The organism is Peribacillus sp. FSL H8-0477 (assembly GCF_038002765.1).
Taxonomy (GTDB): domain Bacteria; phylum Bacillota; class Bacilli; order Bacillales; family DSM-1321; genus Peribacillus.
Genome location: NZ_JBBODE010000002.1, coordinates 58,137 through 76,054 on the forward strand (window position 1 = coordinate 58,137; position 17,918 = coordinate 76,054).

The following is a 17,918-nucleotide window of genomic DNA, read 5'->3' on the forward strand; positions in this document are numbered from 1 at the left end:
AGTCAAACATTCTACGGAGAGTTTGATCCTGGCTCAGGATGAACGCTGGCGGCGTGCCTAATACATGCAAGTCGAGCGAATTGTTGAGTTTACTCAACAGTTAGCGGCGGACGGGTGAGTAACACGTGGGCAACCTGCCTATAAGACTGGGATAACTTCGGGAAACCGGAGCTAATACCGGATATGTTCTTTTCTCGCATGAGAGAAGATGGAAAGACGGCGTCTCGCTGTCACTTATAGATGGGCCCGCGGCGCATTAGCTAGTTGGTGAGGTAATGGCTCACCAAGGCAACGATGCGTAGCCGACCTGAGAGGGTGATCGGCCACACTGGGACTGAGACACGGCCCAGACTCCTACGGGAGGCAGCAGTAGGGAATCTTCCGCAATGGACGAAAGTCTGACGGAGCAACGCCGCGTGAACGATGAAGGCTTTCGGGTCGTAAAGTTCTGTTGTTAGGGAAGAACAAGTACCAGAGTAACTGCTGGTACCTTGACGGTACCTAACCAGAAAGCCACGGCTAACTACGTGCCAGCAGCCGCGGTAATACGTAGGTGGCAAGCGTTATCCGGAATTATTGGGCGTAAAGCGCGCGCAGGTGGTTCCTTAAGTCTGATGTGAAAGCCCCCGGCTCAACCGGGGAGGGTCATTGGAAACTGGGGAACTTGAGTGTAGAAGAGGAAAGTGGAATTCCACGTGTAGCGGTGAAATGCGTAGAGATGTGGAGGAACACCAGTGGCGAAGGCGACTTTCTGGTCTATAACTGACACTGAGGCGCGAAAGCGTGGGGAGCAAACAGGATTAGATACCCTGGTAGTCCACGCCGTAAACGATGAGTGCTAAGTGTTAGAGGGTTTCCGCCCTTTAGTGCTGCAGCTAACGCATTAAGCACTCCGCCTGGGGAGTACGGCCGCAAGGCTGAAACTCAAAGGAATTGACGGGGGCCCGCACAAGCGGTGGAGCATGTGGTTTAATTCGAAGCAACGCGAAGAACCTTACCAGGTCTTGACATCCTCTGACACTCCTAGAGATAGGACGTTCCCCTTCGGGGGACAGAGTGACAGGTGGTGCATGGTTGTCGTCAGCTCGTGTCGTGAGATGTTGGGTTAAGTCCCGCAACGAGCGCAACCCTTGATCTTAGTTGCCAGCATTCAGTTGGGCACTCTAAGGTGACTGCCGGTGATAAACCGGAGGAAGGTGGGGATGACGTCAAATCATCATGCCCCTTATGACCTGGGCTACACACGTGCTACAATGGATGGTACAAAGAGCTGCAAACTCGCGAGGGTAAGCGAATCTCATAAAGCCATTCTCAGTTCGGATTGCAGGCTGCAACTCGCCTGCATGAAGCCGGAATCGCTAGTAATCGCGGATCAGCATGCCGCGGTGAATACGTTCCCGGGCCTTGTACACACCGCCCGTCACACCACGAGAGTTTGTAACACCCGAAGTCGGTGAGGTAACCGCAAGGAGCCAGCCGCCTAAGGTGGGACAGATGATTGGGGTGAAGTCGTAACAAGGTAGCCGTATCGGAAGGTGCGGCTGGATCACCTCCTTTCTAAGGAAAATTAACGTGACGCTTTTGTTTTGTTCAGTTTTGAATGAGTAATTCATTCAACCTTGTTCTTTGAAAACTAGATAATAGATAGAAGGCAAATTTTGCATCAATTTTTAAAACACCGAATGTTTTTTTTAGTAGGTTAAGTTAGAAAGGGCGCACGGTGGATGCCTTGGCACTAGGAGCCGATGAAGGACGGGACTAACACCGATATGCTTTGGGGAGCTGTAAGTAAGCGTTGATCCAGAGATTTCCGAATGGGGAAACCCACTGTTCGTAATGGAACAGTATCTTTACCTGAATACATAGGGTACTGAAGGCAGACCCGGGGAACTGAAACATCTAAGTACCCGGAGGAAGAGAAAGCAATAGCGATTTCCTGAGTAGCGGCGAGCGAAACGGAATCAGCCCAAACCAAGAGGCTTGCCTCTTGGGGTTGTAGGACACTCAATATGGAGTTACAAAGGAACGGGGTAAATGAAGAGGTCTGGAAAGGCCCGTCAAAGAAGGTAAAAACCCTGTAGTTGAAACTTCGTTCCCTCCTGAGTGGATCCTGAGTACGGCGGGACACGAGAAATCCCGTCGGAAACAGGGAGGACCATCTCCCAAGGCTAAATACTCCCTAGTGACCGATAGTGAACCAGTACCGTGAGGGAAAGGTGAAAAGCACCCCGGAAGGGGAGTGAAATAGATCCTGAAACCGTGTGCTTACAAGTAATCAGAGCCCGTTAATGGGTGATGGTGTGCCTTTTGTAGAATGAACCGGCGAGTTACGATCCCATGCGAGGTTAAGTTGAAAAGACGGAGCCGCAGCGAAAGCGAGTCTGAATAGGGCGAATTAGTATGTGGTCGTAGACCCGAAACCAGGTGATCTACCCATGTCCAGGGTGAAGTTCAGGTAACACTGAATGGAGGCCCGAACCCACGCACGTTGAAAAGTGCGGGGATGAGGTGTGGGTAGCGGAGAAATTCCAATCGAACCTGGAGATAGCTGGTTCTCTCCGAAATAGCTTTAGGGCTAGCCTCAAGATGAGAGTATTGGAGGTAGAGCACTGATTGGACTAGGGGCCCCCAACGGGTTACCGAATTCAGTCAAACTCCGAATGCCAAATACTTATTCTTGGGAGTCAGACTGCGAGTGATAAGATCCGTAGTCAAAAGGGAAACAGCCCAGACCACCAGCTAAGGTCCCAAAGTATACGTTAAGTGGAAAAGGATGTGGAGTTGCTTAGACAACCAGGATGTTGGCTCAGAAGCAGCCACCATTTAAAGAGTGCGTAATAGCTCACTGGTCGAGTGACTCCGCGCCGAAAATGTACCGGGGCTAAACGTATCACCGAAGCTGTGGATGGACACCGTAGGGTGTCCGTGGTAGGAGAGCGTTCTAAGGGCGTCGAAGCTAGACCGTAAGGACTGGTGGAGCGCTTAGAAGTGAGAATGCCGGTATGAGTAGCGAAAGAAGGGTGAGAATCCCTTCCACCGAATGCCCAAGGTTTCCTGAGGAAGGCTCGTCCGCTCAGGGTTAGTCGGGACCTAAGCCGAGGCCGAAAGGCGTAGGCGATGGATAACAGGTTGATATTCCTGTACCACCAATTTATCGTTTGAACGATGGGGGGACGCAGGAGGATAGGGTAAGCGCGCTGTTGGATATGCGCGTCTAAGCAGTTAGGCCGGAAACGAGGCAAATCCCGTTTCCATTAAGGCGGAGCTGTGATAGCGAGGGAAATTAAGTACCGAAGTTCCTGATTCCACACTGCCTAGAAAAGCCTCTAGTGAGATAAAGGGTGCCCGTACCGCAAACCGACACAGGTAGGCGAGGAGAGAATCCTAAGGTGTGCGAGAGAACTCTCGTTAAGGAACTCGGCAAAATGACCCCGTAACTTCGGGAGAAGGGGTGCTTTTTAGGGTGAATAGCCCGGAAAAGCCGCAGTGAATAGGCCCAGGCGACTGTTTAGCAAAAACACAGGTCTCTGCGAAGCCGCAAGGCGAAGTATAGGGGCTGACGCCTGCCCGGTGCTGGAAGGTTAAGGGGAGAGGTTAGCGTAAGCGAAGCTTTGAACCGAAGCCCCAGTAAACGGCGGCCGTAACTATAACGGTCCTAAGGTAGCGAAATTCCTTGTCGGGTAAGTTCCGACCCGCACGAAAGGCGTAACGATCTGGGCACTGTCTCAACGAGAGACTCGGTGAAATTATAGTACCTGTGAAGATGCAGGTTACCCGCGACAGGACGGAAAGACCCCGTGGAGCTTTACTGTAACCTGATATTGAATTTTGGTACAGCTTGTACAGGATAGGTAGGAGCCTTTGAAACCGGAGCGCTAGCTTCGGTGGAGGCATTGGTGGGATACTACCCTGGCTGTATTGAAATTCTAACCCGCGCCCCTTATCGGGGTGGGAGACAGTGTCAGGTGGACAGTTTGACTGGGGCGGTCGCCTCCTAAAGAGTAACGGAGGCGCCCAAAGGTTCCCTCAGAATGGTTGGAAATCATTCGTAGAGTGTAAAGGCACAAGGGAGCTTGACTGCGAGACCTACAAGTCGAGCAGGGACGAAAGTCGGGCTTAGTGATCCGGTGGTTCCGCATGGAAGGGCCATCGCTCAACGGATAAAAGCTACCCCGGGGATAACAGGCTTATCTCCCCCAAGAGTCCACATCGACGGGGAGGTTTGGCACCTCGATGTCGGCTCATCGCATCCTGGGGCTGTAGTCGGTCCCAAGGGTTGGGCTGTTCGCCCATTAAAGCGGTACGCGAGCTGGGTTCAGAACGTCGTGAGACAGTTCGGTCCCTATCCGTCGTGGGCGCAGGAAATTTGAGAGGAGCTGTCCTTAGTACGAGAGGACCGGGATGGACGCACCGCTGGTGTACCAGTTGTCTTGCCAAAGGCATAGCTGGGTAGCTACGTGCGGACGGGATAAGTGCTGAAAGCATCTAAGCATGAAGCCCCCCTCAAGATGAGATTTCCCATAGCGTAAGCTAGTAAGATCCCTGAAAGATGATCAGGTAGATAGGTTTGAGGTGGAAGCGTGGTGACACGTGGAGCTGACAAATACTAATCGATCGAGGACTTAACCATTCGTTTTAATATTGTGCATTAACCTTCCTATTATCTAGTTTTGAAAGAACAAGAAATTTGTTCTTGAAAAATCCATAAAAAGATATTATAATAATAAATGTCTTTGATAAATGAATAATGTCTGGTAATGATGGCGAAGAGGCCACACCCGTTCCCATTCCGAACACGGAAGTTAAGCTCTTCAGCGCCGATGGTAGTTGGGGGTCTCCCCCTGTGAGAGTAGGACATTGCCAGGCAGATTCACTTTTAATTTTTATCTATCGAAGAGTTTTAGGAAACATTATACCATTCCGCAGTAGCTCAGTGGTAGAGCATTCGGCTGTTAACCGAACGGTCGTAGGTTCGAGTCCTACCTGCGGAGCCATGCTTCCATAGCTCAGTAGGTAGAGCACTTCCATGGTAAGGAAGAGGTCAGCGGTTCGAATCCGCTTGGGAGCTTACTAGTTTACTTGGAATTGATATGAAAATTAGTTAGGCCCCTTGGTCAAGCGGTTAAGACACCGCCCTTTCACGGCGGTAACACGGGTTCGAATCCCGTAGGGGTCACCACTTTATATATATGGAGGATTAGCTCAGCTGGGAGAGCATCTGCCTTACAAGCAGAGGGTCGGCGGTTCGATCCCGTCATCCTCCACCATGTTTTATTTTACACTTGCCGGTGTAGCTCAACTGGTAGAGCAACTGACTTGTAATCAGTAGGTTGGGGGTTCAAGTCCTCTTGCCGGCACTGTTTTTCTGGAGGGGTAGCGAAGTGGCTAAACGCGGCGGACTGTAAATCCGCTCCTTAGGGTTCGGCAGTTCGAATCTGCCCCCCTCCACCATTATAAAATCAATTAGTGGACAGTTATATATTTTCTCATTTAGGGGAATATATGATTACCACCTATTTTTTTGTCAGGTATACAATATATTGGGCTATAGCCAAGCGGTAAGGCAACGGACTTTGACTCCGTCATGCGTAGGTTCAAATCCTGCTAGCCCAGCCATATTATTATATGAAGTATCAAGTGCTCAGTTGTGAGTTTACGTTTGAATAGTAAACATATACATCTGACTTTTTATTTTGTTAATTAATATGAGCCATTAGCTCAGTTGGTAGAGCATCTGACTTTTAATCAGAGGGTCGTAGGTTCGAATCCTACATGGCTCACTTTTATGCGGAAGTAGTTCAGCGGTAGAATACAACCTTGCCAAGGTTGGGGTCGCGGGTTCGAACCCCGTCTTCCGCTCCATCTCAATCGTACATTACTGTACAAGAGGGGCCTTAGCTCAGCTGGGAGAGCGCCTGCCTTGCACGCAGGAGGTCAGCGGTTCGATCCCGCTAGGCTCCATACAAAAACCTTAAACCATTCTTTGGTTTAAGGTTTTTTTTGTATCTTTATACAACCTTTTGTTTTGTTGAACCATCTGCCTATATTGGTATAAAATGGTTTAAAGGGGTTGAGGAATTGAAGATAGAGAAAATAACAATCATTGGTCTGCCTATGGATCTCGGTCAAAATAGACGTGGGGTAGATATGGGACCAAGTGCAATCAGGTATGCCGAGGTAGTAGAGAAACTTGGAAGCTTAGGGATTGATGTAGAGGATTTAGGAGACATTACGATTGGAAGACCCGAACAGTTGGCTGCTTCAGAAACAAAGCTGAATAACTTGAAAGAGGTCACTGTCGGGAGCAGGGTGCTGGCAGAAAAAGTCGATGCTATTCTGGGTAAGAACTCATTTCCTCTTGTATTAGGTGGGGATCATTCAATTGCCATTGGAACATTAGCAGGAGCGTCAAAACACTATGAGAATCTGGGTGTGATTTGGTTTGATGCTCATGGCGATCTAAATACAGATGAGACGACGCCTTCTGGTAATATTCATGGGATGTCACTAGCAGTTAGTATAGGGCTGGGAAACGATGGGCTTGTAAACATCCATGGATACTCGCCTAAAATTAAACCCGAAAATATTGTCATTATTGGTGCTCGTTCTTTAGATGAGGGAGAAAGAGAATTAATAAGTTCGAAAGAGATTAAAGTTTTTTCGATGCATGAAATTGATAGACGCGGGATGGCAGCAGTAATGGAAGAGACTATTGCTTTCTTTAAAGATAAAACAGACGGTGTCCATTTATCAGTAGATATGGATGCGTTAGATCCGATAGATGCTCCAGGAGTAGGAACCCCCGTGTTGGGAGGAATCACATACAGAGAAAGTCATCTGGCGATGGAAATGCTTTCAGAGTCAGGTATTGTGACTTCTGCTGAATTTGTAGAAGTTAATCCTATCCTAGATGAAAAAAATAAAACAGCGACGGTTGCTGTTGCCTTAATGGGTTCTTTGTTTGGAGAAAAGTTAGTGTAAAGTAGATTACACTGCTTTTACATAATGCAAGACAATTAAACAGTAACTTCCTCGTTACTGTTTTTTGGTTAGATGAATATATTGAATGATTAAAGTATCCAGTTCTGCGCTGACCTCTACTACTCGATTATCTCTTATTGAGGAATATCCTGCCAAATGAATCATTCTTTCTCTATATTCTTCTATTCTGGTTAACAGCTGTTCTGCTATCATAGTAAAGACATCCTCACTTTGTTTTGTATTTTTAAACAATTTACCCAATATTAATTTAATTAAACAATAAATGTTAAAATTTGATAAAATTAAAGTAATTATTTTTTGAAACCTTTTAGCGTGCGATTCGTAAGTATCGTATAGCCGCATGAGCGGGGGTAATACACAAAATGGAAGTCATCATTAAACAGAGGATTAATCAGGTCTTAAAGGGAGACCAAAATGCGTTTGGGGAAATTGTTGAATTGTATAAGGATAAGGTTTTTCAATTGTGCTTTAGAATGCTTGGAAACCGTCATGAGGCCGAGGATATGGCACAAGAGGCATTCGTTCGTGCATTTGTTAATATTCACCGATTTAATATTCAAATGAAGTTTTCAACATGGTTATACCGAATTGCAACAAATTTATGTATTGACAGAATCCGTAAAAAGAAACCAGATTACTTCTTGGATGCTGAAGTAGCTGGGACAGATGGGTTAAATATGTATTCAATAATTGCTGATGATAGTGCTTTACCTGAAGATGAGGTAGAGTCATTAGAGCTGCAGGAGACCATACAAGACGAGATTCTAAAGCTTCCAGAGAAGTATCGATCGGTGATTGTCTTGAAGTACATTGAGGAATTATCCCTAAAAGAAATAAGCGATATTTTGGATCTGCCAATTGGAACGGTCAAAACGAGAATTCACCGAGGCCGTGAAGCATTGAGAAAACAATTGAGTAACTTTTAAAAAGAAGGTGAAAAACGATGAGTTGCCACGAGGATATCGTTGACTATATGCATGATTATTTAGACGAAGCGATAACAGAAGAAAACAAAGAACATTTACGAGAACATTTGCAAAGTTGTGCTGATTGTCGTTCCTATTTTCATGATATGAAAAAGGCGATAGCTCTAGTTCAGAGTACGGCTAGGATTAAAGCGCCCGATGATTTTACAGCACGAGTAATGGCAAGTATTCCGAAGGAAAAGAAAAACATAGGGATGAAACGCTATTTGAGAAATCACCCTCTATTAACAGCGGCTTCATTGTTTATTGTCCTAATGGGCGGGTCGGTTTTCTCAACTTGGGGTGAGGAACAAAACTTTGCCGTGTCTAAGCAAGAAAACATTGTAGTTGAAAATGAAATGGTCATTATACCAGCCGGAAAAGTAGTTAAGGGCGACGTAGTAGTTAAGAATGGCGATATACGTATTGAAGGTGAAGTAAAGGGCGATGTAACGATTATTAATGGGGAGCAGTACTTGGCTTCTGCTGGTAAGGTAACGGGACAAATTGTTGTGATTGATGAGATGTTTGAATGGCTCTGGTTTAAAGTGAAAAGTACAGGAAAAGCTTTATTTAAGGGAGACGAGAACGAATAAATATAACTGACTTACTTGTATAATGAAGTAGAGCCTTTGCCCTATGGGTGCAGGCTTGTTTGGGTTTGCATATACTTAGGATTGTGTTTTTTTTCCTATTTACTAGGTATACTAACTTTAGAAGAATAAGAACATTAGTGGTATAATGGTTTAGTTACGATTAGCGTAAACGTTTTACTGATTGGAGGAAAAACCATGTCATTATCCACATTATCCAATCTTCCATTCATTGATTATGTAATCAATTTAATAGATATCCTCCTTGTATGGTTTGTTTTATATAAATTACTCGTCATTATACGAGGTACAAAAGCCATTCAACTATTAAAGGGGATTTTCGTAATTGTGATTGTCCGGAGTCTAAGCAGCTTAATCGGCTTTAATACACTGGGCTGGCTAATGCAGCAAGTAATGAACTGGGGAGTCCTCGCTGTTATTATCATCTTCCAGCCTGAATTACGCCGTGCCCTTGAACAGTTAGGAAGAGGGCAGTTGTTCACGAGGACAACTGTTGGACAGGAAGAAGATGAGCAGGATAGGTTAGTTGAAAGTATAGTGAAATCAACATCTTATATGGCTAAGCGTAGAATTGGCGCTTTAATCTCAATTGAAAAGGAAACAGATTTAAGTGATTACATAGAAACAGGCATACCTATAGAATCACACATTTCCTCAGAACTATTGATCAATATTTTTATACCAAATACACCGCTTCATGATGGAGCAGTTATTCTTCGAAATAATCAGATAGCTGCAGCTGCGTGTTATTTGCCGTTATCGGAAAGTCCGTTTATTTCAAAAGAACTTGGTACTAGACATAGAGCTGCTATGGGGGTTAGTGAGGCGACTGATTGTCTAACGATTATTGTATCGGAGGAAACAGGGAGTATATCCCTGACGAAAAACAGCGAGCTTTATCGTGATTTGGATATAGAAACATTTAAGAGTATGTTATCAAAAGAATTAATTTTGGATAACAAACAAGCTTCCTCGACACTCTGGAATTGGAGGGGGAAGAAAAATGGATAAATATACAAACAGCGTCTGGTTTTCAAGGTTGGTTGCTTTGGCAATAGCTGCTCTTCTATTTACATCTGTTAATTTCGAATCCAAAAATGAAAATGGTTCCTTGGGTTTTAATACGCCTGGTAAGGTTTCTCAAGAAGTAATAGAAGATGTACCAGTTGAAATAGATTATGATCAAGAAAACTTGGTCGTTACAGGTGCCCCGGAAACAGTGAGAATTACCCTTGAAGGGGTTAAAAGTTTGCTGCTCTCGGCTAAAACTCAACGAGATTTCCAAGTCTATATTGACCTTTCTGATCCTGAAATTACATTGGGAGAGAAAAAGGTACCGTTAAAAATCCGTAATCTTAATGAAAAATTAACAGCTACCCTCTCACCTGCGTATGCAACCGTTATGGTTCAGGAAAAGGTGACAAAAGAATTTTCAGTAGATGTTGATTACAACCGTTCGTTATTAGAAGAGGGATACACAGCTGAAAATCCAACGAGTAATCCTCAAACGGTTAAGATCACAGGAGCCAAAGATGTTATTGATCAAATTTCTTTTGTAAAAGCGACACTTGGTTTAACAAAAGGAATGGATGAATCAGTTAATCGTGAAGCAACCGTTAAAGCGCTGGATCGAGACCTGAATAAGCTTAATGTGACGATTGAACCAGCAGTGGTGAACGTCTCATTAAAAGTGAATATTCCTTCTAAAACAGTCCCAATTAGGCCAATACAGTCAGGCAAGCTAAAGAGCGGACTGGAGATAAAAAGTCTGACCACGGATGATAAAGAAGTGACGATTTATGGAAAAGAATCAGTTCTTGAGAACATCAACGAAGTTACTGTCCCAGTCAACGTTTCTAATATAACAGGGGATGCTGTATATGAACTTCCAATTAGTGTTCCAGATGATGTGAAAAAAGTTTCGAAGGATACAGTGAAGGTGAACATTAAGACCAAAAAAGCGGATTCTGATTCGGAGACTGATTCCGAAACTGAGCCCGATACCGATTCTGAGACTACTAAACCCGATGATACAAACAATGCAGATAAACCTGTAGATAACCCGACTGAGGATACCAATACAGATGAAGATGAAGAGGTAAGCATTCAAACCAAGAAATTCTCGAATCTTAAGATCCAAACAGTTGGGCTGGACAATGATCGTTCGATGAAGTTTGTAAATCCTTCAATTGGCTCGATGGGTATTACCTTTAAGGGCACTAGAGCCGAGTTGAATAAACTTAAAGAGGCGAATATACAGTTATCTGTTAATGTAAGTCAGTTGGAAGCAGGGACTCATGATGTCGCTGTGCAGGTTAAGGCGCCGGATAAAACAAATTGGGAACTTGATTCAAGAATGGTCACAATTTCTATTACTGATAATGAGGAAGAGACTTCCTAACGTTTACGGGAACAATTAGAAAAAGGAGCGATTATGAAAATGGGTAAATATTTTGGTACTGACGGGGTAAGAGGGGTTGCCAACAGCGAGTTGACACCAGAATTGGCTTTTAAACTAGGACGTTTCGGCGGATACGTACTAACAAAAGATACACAGCGTCCTAAAGTTTTAATTGGCAGGGATACCCGAATTTCCGGTCATATGCTTGAAGGAGCCCTTGTTGCTGGTCTTTTATCAATCGGAGCAGAAGTCATGCGCTTAGGTGTTATTTCTACACCAGGGGTTGCTTATCTTACGAAGGCGCTAAGTTCCGAAGCTGGTGTTATGATTTCAGCATCGCATAATCCGGTTGAGGATAATGGGATTAAATTCTTTGGACCAGATGGCTTCAAGTTGTCAGATGCACAAGAAAATGAAATTGAGGCATTAATGGATTTATCAGATGATACACTTCCAAGACCAGTGGGAGAAAACCTTGGCCACGTAAATGATTATTTTGAAGGCGGCCAGAAATATTTGCAATATCTAAAACAAACAATTGATGAGGACTTCACAGGTATACATATAGCTCTTGATTGTGCACATGGAGCAACGTCATCCTTGGCAACCCATTTATTTGCGGACCTTGATGCTGATATCTCAACCATGGGAGCATCTCCAAATGGACTGAATATCAATAAAGGAGTTGGGTCAACACATCCTGAAGCACTTTCAGCCTTTTTACTCGAAAAAGGGGCCAGTATCGGGTTAGCATTTGATGGTGACGGTGACCGGTTAATTGCCATTGATGAAAAAGGACAGATTGTCGATGGTGACCAAATCATGTACATCTGTGCACGATATATGAATGATCATAACCTTCTTAAGCATGGAACGGTCGTATCAACAGTAATGAGTAACCTTGGCTTCTATAAAGGGACTGAGGAGCATGGAATTAAAAGCATCCAAACGGCAGTCGGCGATCGCTATGTAGTAGAAGAAATGAAAAAAGGCGGATATAATTTAGGCGGCGAACAATCAGGCCATATTATTTTCCTTGATCACATCACCACTGGTGATGGTCTGTTAACTGGCTTACAGTTGGTAAACATCATGAATATGACGAAAAAGTCACTTTCTGAGCTTGCAGGCGAAATGAAAAAGTTCCCGCAAAAGCTTGTGAATATTCGTGTTACAGATAAACATGGTGTAACTGAAAATGAAAAGGTTCATGCGATTATCAGCGAGGTGGAAGCTGAGATGAATGGAAATGGACGAATTTTGGTCCGTCCTTCAGGAACAGAACCATTAGTACGAGTGATGGCAGAAGCTCCAACGGCTGATCAATGTGAAACATATGTTGATCGTATCGCCGCTGTTGTAAAAGAAGAAATGGGTTTAGCTGAGTAAAAAAGACCTAATATAAAAAAACAAATATGCATAAGAGGAACGCTTTTTTCCTCTTATGCATATTTTTATAACTAGATCAGTTTTAACTGATTTGATATATATGCGCGATTAAAGGAATATTAAATTGACGGAAAGACCATTATGGGTTATGATAATCCTGTTTTAACATCCATTTTTTCAAGAAATGGGTATTTAAATGGAAAGGAAGGGCAAGTAGTAGATTCAAACAAAGCGCCTGAACTAAGCGTACGGTTTTAAAGGCTTAGTTGACGAGGAGGAGGTTTATCGATATTTCGGCGGATACCTCCCGGCTGAACGTGTACAGCCGCAGGAACCTTGACCTTAAAACAGCGTGGCAACGCGCTGCACAAAGGGTGAGGGATACACATATAAAAATATAAGAGACAAGGGGGCAGGAGTGCCCCCGTGCATTCCTGTTCCCTTGCTTAGACGGAGGAACGGATTTATGTGTGGAATTGTTGGATATATCGGTAATACGGATGCAAAGGAAATTTTGTTAAAAGGATTGGAAAAGCTAGAATATAGAGGATACGATTCTGCAGGAATAGCAGTTGTAACTGAATCTGGTGTTCAAGTATTTAAGGAAAAAGGCCGGATTGCTGATCTTCGCAGTGTTGTAGATGAAACAGTTCTAGCTCACACAGGAATTGGCCATACTAGATGGGCAACTCATGGTGTGCCAAGCCATAACAATGCACATCCGCATCAGAGTACATCAGGTCGTTTGACCCTGGTGCATAATGGTGTAATTGAAAACTATTTAGGTCTTAAACGTGAGTATCTAGAGGACGTTACGTTTGCTAGTGATACAGATACTGAAGTCATTGTTATGCTTATTGAGAAGTTTGTGAATGATGGTCTTACAGTAGAAGCGGCTTTCCGTAAAACGTTAAAGCTGTTAAAAGGATCATATGCACTCGCTTTATTGGATAATCAAAATGAAGATGTAATCTTCGTTGCTAAGAATAAGAGTCCATTATTAGTAGGTGTTGGTTCTGATTTTAACGTAGTGGCTTCCGATGCAATGGCGATGATACAAGTGACTGATCAGTATTTGGAAATCATGGATAAAGAAATGGTTTTCGTTTCAAAAGAAAAGGTAACGATTAAAAACCTAGAAGGGGAAGAAATTCTCCGTGCACCATATACAGCTGAAATCGATGCTAGTGATATCGAAAAAGGCACATATCCGCATTATATGCTGAAAGAAATTGACGAACAGCCGCTGGTTATTCGTAAAATAGTTCAAGCGTATCAAAATGAGGAAGGCAAGCTGACGATTGATTATAATATTTCAGAAGCTGTTAGTGAAGCTGACCGCGTGTATATTGTTGCGTGTGGAACGAGTTATCATGCTGGTTTAATCGGTAAGCAGTTCATTGAAAAAATGGCTAAGATTCCAGTCGAGGTCCATGTGGCGTCTGAATTTGTTTACAACATGCCGATACTTTCGGAAAAGCCGCTGTTCATTTTCATTTCTCAAAGTGGAGAAACTGCAGACAGCCGTGCCGTGCTTGTAGCAATTAAAGAACTTGGTTATAAATCATTAACGATTACGAATGTACAGGGTTCTACGCTTTCTCGTGAAGCAGACTTTACCATGCTGCTGCATGCAGGTCCAGAAATAGCTGTAGCATCTACAAAAGCATATACAGCTCAAATTGCCGTACTTGGTATCCTTGCTAACGTAGTTGCAGAATTCCGTGAGCAACAAGTTGATTTTGATCTAGTCAAAGAGCTAGGGATTATCGCTACGGTTATGGAAGCATTATGTGATTCCAAGGAACAATTTGAGGAAATTGCTCGTGAGTATCTTGCTGTAACACGTAACTGTTTCTTTATCGGCCGCTCTCTTGATTATTATGTTGGCTTAGAAGGGGCACTAAAGCTTAAAGAGATCTCGTACATCCAAGCAGAAGGATTTGCTGGCGGCGAACTCAAACATGGTACAATTGCGCTGATTGAAGAAGGAACACCAATTATTGCAATATCCACTCAAAATGAGGTAAACCTTAGCATACGAGGCAACGTAAAAGAAGTCGTAGCTCGTGGTGCGAATCCATGTATTATTGCCATGAAAGGTCTGGAAGAAGAAGACGATCGTTTTGTCATTCCAGAAGTTCATGAACTCTTATCACCTCTTGTCTCAGTAATACCGCTTCAACTAATTGCTTATTATGCAGCGCTGCAACGCGAATGTGACGTTGATAAGCCGCGTAACCTGGCAAAGAGTGTAACTGTCGAGTAAGAACTATATAAAAAAGAAGAACCGAAATCTCCTATTCTAGTAAATAGGGGGTTTCGGTTTTTCTTATTGATAAATTCCATTTTATTGGAAAACGGGTAATAAAGGAATCGGCCAATTTATGTTAAACTATAAAGAAGAGAAAGAATAAATAGGGAAAAGGTGAATGATAATGGATGTGCGGTTTCCAATTGGAGAATTACAAGTTCCTGAAAAAGTGACAGCAGAAAGTCTTCATGGATGGCTAAAGGAAATTGAGTCTTACGTAAGTAAATTAAGGGAAACGGTCAATTCATTAAGTGATGAGGAGTTAAGCAAAACATATCGAGAAGGCAGCTGGACCGTTCGTCAGCTAGTGCATCATATTGCAGATTCTCAGTTGAACATGTATCAACGATTGAAGCTGGCTTTAACAGACGAGAATCCAACTGTACCCGCTTTTGACGAAGAAAAGTGGGCAGTTCAACCGGATACAGAACTTCCAATTGAAAGTTCTATTAAAATGCTGGAAGGTTTAAATGAGCGGATTGTTTCTTTAGGACATAGGTTAACGGAAGAGCAATTAGAGCGAACCTTTACTCACCAAGTAAATGGGGAAGTAACAGTTGCAAAAAAAATTGCCAAATTAGCTTGGCACGAAGAGCACCACTTAGCTCATATAAAAATTGCATTATCAAATTAATAGTATGCAGGGAGTTGGCCTATTATTGAAATCGTTAGGTCAACTTTAAAAGTAAGGAATAGTACTTACTACAGGAACATAATCTAAATGATAACTCTAACTTCGTTGTTTAGGGGAAATTCCCTTGAAAGTATGGAAGGCTAATATACACCTTTAGTCATCCAAATAAAGATTGTACTAAACCGCATATATAATGAAAAATGGACAATAGGCTTTCACTTATTGTCTTTTTTATCGTATCTAAAGTAATGTCCAAGAGTATGAAAACAATAAGTTTGCTATTGTTGAATAAAAAGGAATAAAGTGTTAATATAAACAGCTGATTGTTATATTATAGATACTATCGTTTTAGGAGGTTGTTACATTAAGTTACTACTAGTGAGAACAAGGTCGGGCATAAAGCTAGTATAAATAAAAGTCTTTTACACTATAAGGCTTTCTTTTTTTATGTGGTAAATACTATACAAATAGAATTGATGGAGGATTTATGAGTAATTTATATGAAAAGCGCAATAAAATTGTGCTTCCATTTTTAATCGCAGCTTTTTTCGGTCTTTTTAATGAAACAGCTTTAAATATGGCGTTTGTTGAGATTGCCAAAGATTTTGGTATTGAAACATCTACCGTACAATGGCTTACAACTGGCTATTTATTAGTACTGGGTATTTTTGTTCCTGTTTCTTCTTTCTTAATGCAGCGCTTTACAACACGCCAATTATTCGCAGCTTCACTAACTCTATCAGTGATTGGAACGTTTATTGCAGCTATTGCACCAAACTTTGCTGTATTGTTGATTGCCCGGGTTGTGCAGGCGCTTGGTACTGCAATTGTTTTACCTCTCATGACAACCGTTGTTTTACTTGTTTATCCCGCTGCAAAACGAGGAGCTGCAATGGGTAAAATCGGTTTAGTCATTGTCTTTGCACCAGCGATAGGTCCAACGCTTTCCGGCATTATTTTAGAGCAGCTTTCATGGCACTTTATTTTTTGGGTGACATTACCATTCTTGCTGATTGCCTTATTCGTTGGTATGCGTTTTATTGAAAACGTGAGTGAAGTACGCCCGACGAAGCTTGATTTCATTTCTTTTTTACTTTCGACAATTGGTTTTGGCGGCGTCGTATACGGCTTCAGTATTTCGGGTGAAAGGGGGACATTTTTAACAACGGAAGTATATATTGCAGTAGGTGTTGGACTTGCCGCACTTATAATCTTTACGATCCGTCAGCTTAAATTGGAAACACCTATGTTAAATGTCCGAGTCTTTAAATATCCAATGTTCACATTAGGTGTCATTATTATCTTGGCGGTTATGATGACGTTATTATCTGTTATGGTGTTACTACCTATTTATCTGCAAAATGCGCTAATGCTGGCTCCAATGGCCGCTGGCTTACTTTTGCTGCCAGGCGGTGTGGTCAACGCGTTCATGTCCGTTGTGGCTGGGAATTTATTTGATAAATTCGGACCAAAATGGATGGTGCTAAGCGGAATGCTGTTAGCCATTATCAGTTTACTCTTTTTACGTATGATTGATCTGGATACAACAAGTATCTATATAATAATGATGCATGTTATTTTATTGATTGGTATTTCATTTATTATGATGCCTGCTCAAACGAACGGGTTAAATGAGTTGCCGCGTGAATTATATACAGATGGTTCAGCGGTTATGAATACCTTACAACAAGTAGCTGGTGCAATTGGTACAGCGGTAGCGGTTACCATTATGTCAATTACACAAAAAGGCTATGACAATCCTATTGTTGGGTTAGTTGAAGGGGTGCAAAATTCAATTATATTTGGATTGATTATCTCAATTATCGCTTTTATAGTGTCACTTTTCTTAAAACGAGTCAGTACAGAGCAAGGAAAACAAGGAAATTAAGCATCAAAAAGACACTAAAACATGTACATATGTTTTGGTGTCTTTTTGCTGTCTAAACTAAAGTTCGAGCAAGGCGGAAACCAAGGTCTTCTATGCAAAATGATGGGTGACTTCGACGTCGACACGTGGATCCGCAGCCTCTTTCGTCTTCAGCCCAGCTTCCCCCGCGGAAAATTCTACAGGGACCGTATTCTTTTTCATCATATACATCCCAGCACCATTCCCAGACATTCCCTATCATATCGTATAAGCCCCACGCATTAGGCTCTTTTTTTCCTACTTTACAAAGTTCACCTCCTGAATTCTCTTTATACCAAGCAATATTATTAATATCTCCGTATCTATATCCGGCTGTTTCTGCTTTGCATGCAAATTGCCATTCTGCTTCTGATGGAAGGCGATACCCGTTTGCTTCCCAATCACAATTAATCCCTTCAAAAGTAGACGTATAACATCTCGATAATCCTGCTGCATCCGAAAGGAGATTACATAAATAAATCGCCTCATACCAAGAAAGATTAACAACTGGTTTTTGCTTATTTATTGAGGAGGTTTTCTTTGTTAGTAACTTATATTGTTCACCAGTTACAGGATACTGACCAAGAAGAAATGGTTCTATTTTAACACTCCAGTTCTTTTTTGTCCGGTCATCTCTTAATACTATTTCTCCACCTTGAATAGGAACCATAGGAAAGCGAAAATCCTTCTGTA

Annotated in this window: 11 protein-coding genes, 10 tRNA genes and 3 rRNA genes; 22 read left to right on the forward strand and 2 right to left on the reverse strand. The window is 42.7% G+C overall.

Annotated elements, in window-relative coordinates:
* Window positions 1-10: 10 nt before the first annotated feature.
* The 14 genes from MHI18_RS12115 to rocF all read left to right on the forward strand — a co-directional run bounded on the left by MHI18_RS12115 (window position 11) and on the right by rocF (window position 6,981).
* Window positions 11-1,557, forward strand: a 16S ribosomal RNA gene (locus MHI18_RS12115).
* Window positions 1,558-1,697: 140 nt separating this feature from the next.
* Window positions 1,698-4,630, forward strand: a 23S ribosomal RNA gene (locus MHI18_RS12120).
* 120 nt (window positions 4,631-4,750) lie between these two features.
* Window positions 4,751-4,866: ribosomal RNA gene (rrf, locus tag MHI18_RS12125) — 5S ribosomal RNA — on the forward strand.
* The 16S, 23S and 5S rRNA genes sit together here with 10 tRNA genes alongside, the layout of an rRNA operon.
* Before the next feature lie 53 nt (window positions 4,867-4,919).
* Window positions 4,920-4,994, forward strand: a tRNA-Asn gene (locus tag MHI18_RS12130).
* A 1-nt stretch (window position 4,995) separates the two neighbouring features.
* Window positions 4,996-5,068 (forward strand) — tRNA-Thr (locus MHI18_RS12135).
* Window positions 5,069-5,104: 36 nt separating this feature from the next.
* Window positions 5,105-5,179, forward strand: a tRNA-Glu gene (locus tag MHI18_RS12140).
* Window positions 5,180-5,191: 12 nt separating this feature from the next.
* A tRNA-Val gene (locus MHI18_RS12145) sits at window positions 5,192-5,267 on the forward strand.
* A gap of 17 nt (window positions 5,268-5,284) precedes the next feature.
* Window positions 5,285-5,357: transfer RNA gene (locus MHI18_RS12150), tRNA-Thr, on the forward strand.
* A gap of 10 nt (window positions 5,358-5,367) precedes the next feature.
* Window positions 5,368-5,451, forward strand: a tRNA-Tyr gene (locus tag MHI18_RS12155).
* Window positions 5,452-5,541: 90 nt separating this feature from the next.
* A tRNA-Gln gene (locus MHI18_RS12160) sits at window positions 5,542-5,616 on the forward strand.
* Window positions 5,617-5,707: 91 nt separating this feature from the next.
* Window positions 5,708-5,780: transfer RNA gene (locus MHI18_RS12165), tRNA-Lys, on the forward strand.
* Window positions 5,781-5,787: 7 nt separating this feature from the next.
* Window positions 5,788-5,862, forward strand: a tRNA-Gly gene (locus MHI18_RS12170).
* A 26-nt stretch (window positions 5,863-5,888) separates the two neighbouring features.
* A tRNA-Ala gene (locus MHI18_RS12175) sits at window positions 5,889-5,961 on the forward strand.
* 123 nt (window positions 5,962-6,084) lie between these two features.
* Entirely contained in the window at window positions 6,085-6,981 is an 897-nt protein-coding gene (gene rocF, locus MHI18_RS12180) for an arginase (RefSeq protein ID WP_340850276.1), read from the forward strand.
* Window positions 6,982-7,035: 54 nt separating this feature from the next.
* Here rocF and MHI18_RS12185 read toward each other — a convergent pair whose 3' ends face one another.
* Window positions 7,036-7,194, reverse strand: a complete 159-nt coding sequence (locus MHI18_RS12185) for an aspartyl-phosphate phosphatase Spo0E family protein (protein ID WP_340847756.1) — start codon at window positions 7,192-7,194, stop codon at window positions 7,036-7,038.
* A 170-nt stretch (window positions 7,195-7,364) separates the two neighbouring features.
* On the opposite strand from MHI18_RS12185, the gene sigW reads away from it, so the two are divergent.
* From sigW to MHI18_RS12225, 8 genes are all read left to right on the forward strand, one after another.
* Window positions 7,365-7,928: an RNA polymerase sigma factor SigW gene (sigW, locus tag MHI18_RS12190; protein ID WP_340847757.1), complete on the forward strand. Its 564-nt coding sequence runs from the start codon at window positions 7,365-7,367 to the stop codon at window positions 7,926-7,928.
* Window positions 7,929-7,945: 17 nt separating this feature from the next.
* Complete coding sequence (locus MHI18_RS12195; RefSeq protein ID WP_340847759.1) at window positions 7,946-8,563, forward strand: anti-sigma factor family protein; 618 nt, start codon at window positions 7,946-7,948, stop codon at window positions 8,561-8,563.
* 195 nt (window positions 8,564-8,758) lie between these two features.
* A complete protein-coding gene (gene cdaA, locus MHI18_RS12200; RefSeq protein WP_340847761.1) occupies window positions 8,759-9,592 on the forward strand; it encodes a diadenylate cyclase CdaA in 834 nt (277 codons plus the stop codon).
* Window positions 9,585-10,982, forward strand: coding sequence for a CdaR family protein (locus MHI18_RS12205; protein ID WP_340847763.1), 1,398 nt, complete (start codon window positions 9,585-9,587; stop codon window positions 10,980-10,982). Before cdaA ends, MHI18_RS12205 begins: the two co-directional genes overlap by 8 nt.
* A 39-nt stretch (window positions 10,983-11,021) precedes the next feature.
* Window positions 11,022-12,371 carry a phosphoglucosamine mutase gene (glmM, locus tag MHI18_RS12210; RefSeq protein ID WP_340847765.1) on the forward strand — a complete coding sequence of 450 codons (1,350 nt, stop codon included), beginning with the start codon at window positions 11,022-11,024 and terminating at the stop codon, window positions 12,369-12,371.
* A 466-nt stretch (window positions 12,372-12,837) separates the two neighbouring features.
* Window positions 12,838-14,640, forward strand: a complete 1,803-nt coding sequence (glmS, locus tag MHI18_RS12215; protein ID WP_340847766.1) for a glutamine--fructose-6-phosphate transaminase (isomerizing) — start codon at window positions 12,838-12,840, stop codon at window positions 14,638-14,640.
* 169 nt (window positions 14,641-14,809) lie between these two features.
* The gene (locus tag MHI18_RS12220; protein ID WP_340847768.1) at window positions 14,810-15,319 is read left to right on the forward strand and encodes a YfiT family bacillithiol transferase; all 510 of its coding nucleotides are present in this window, start codon (window positions 14,810-14,812) and stop codon (window positions 15,317-15,319) included.
* Window positions 15,320-15,806: 487 nt separating this feature from the next.
* Entirely contained in the window at window positions 15,807-17,207 is a 1,401-nt protein-coding gene (locus MHI18_RS12225; RefSeq protein WP_340847769.1) for an MDR family MFS transporter, read from the forward strand.
* A gap of 52 nt (window positions 17,208-17,259) precedes the next feature.
* On the opposite strand, the gene MHI18_RS12230 is transcribed toward MHI18_RS12225, so the two are convergent.
* Complete coding sequence (locus MHI18_RS12230; protein WP_340850277.1) at window positions 17,260-17,895, reverse strand: formylglycine-generating enzyme family protein; 636 nt, start codon at window positions 17,893-17,895, stop codon at window positions 17,260-17,262.
* Window positions 17,896-17,918: the final 23 nt, after the last annotated feature.

Coding starts and splice junctions, on each gene's coding strand:
- MHI18_RS12220 (WP_340847768.1), top strand. CDS start 14,810: ATGGATGTGCGGTTTCCAATTGGAGAATTACAAGTTCCTGAAAAAGTG.
- cdaA (WP_340847761.1), top strand. CDS start 8,759: ATGTCATTATCCACATTATCCAATCTTCCATTCATTGATTATGTAATC.
- MHI18_RS12225 (WP_340847769.1), top strand. CDS start 15,807: ATGAGTAATTTATATGAAAAGCGCAATAAAATTGTGCTTCCATTTTTA.
- glmS (WP_340847766.1), top strand. CDS start 12,838: ATGTGTGGAATTGTTGGATATATCGGTAATACGGATGCAAAGGAAATT.
- glmM (WP_340847765.1), top strand. CDS start 11,022: ATGGGTAAATATTTTGGTACTGACGGGGTAAGAGGGGTTGCCAACAGC.
- sigW (WP_340847757.1), top strand. CDS start 7,365: ATGGAAGTCATCATTAAACAGAGGATTAATCAGGTCTTAAAGGGAGAC.
- MHI18_RS12230 (WP_340850277.1), bottom strand. CDS start 17,895: ATGGTTCCTATTCAAGGTGGAGAAATAGTATTAAGAGATGACCGGACA.
- MHI18_RS12195 (WP_340847759.1), top strand. CDS start 7,946: ATGAGTTGCCACGAGGATATCGTTGACTATATGCATGATTATTTAGAC.
- MHI18_RS12185 (WP_340847756.1), bottom strand. CDS start 7,194: ATGATAGCAGAACAGCTGTTAACCAGAATAGAAGAATATAGAGAAAGA.
- MHI18_RS12205 (WP_340847763.1), top strand. CDS start 9,585: ATGGATAAATATACAAACAGCGTCTGGTTTTCAAGGTTGGTTGCTTTG.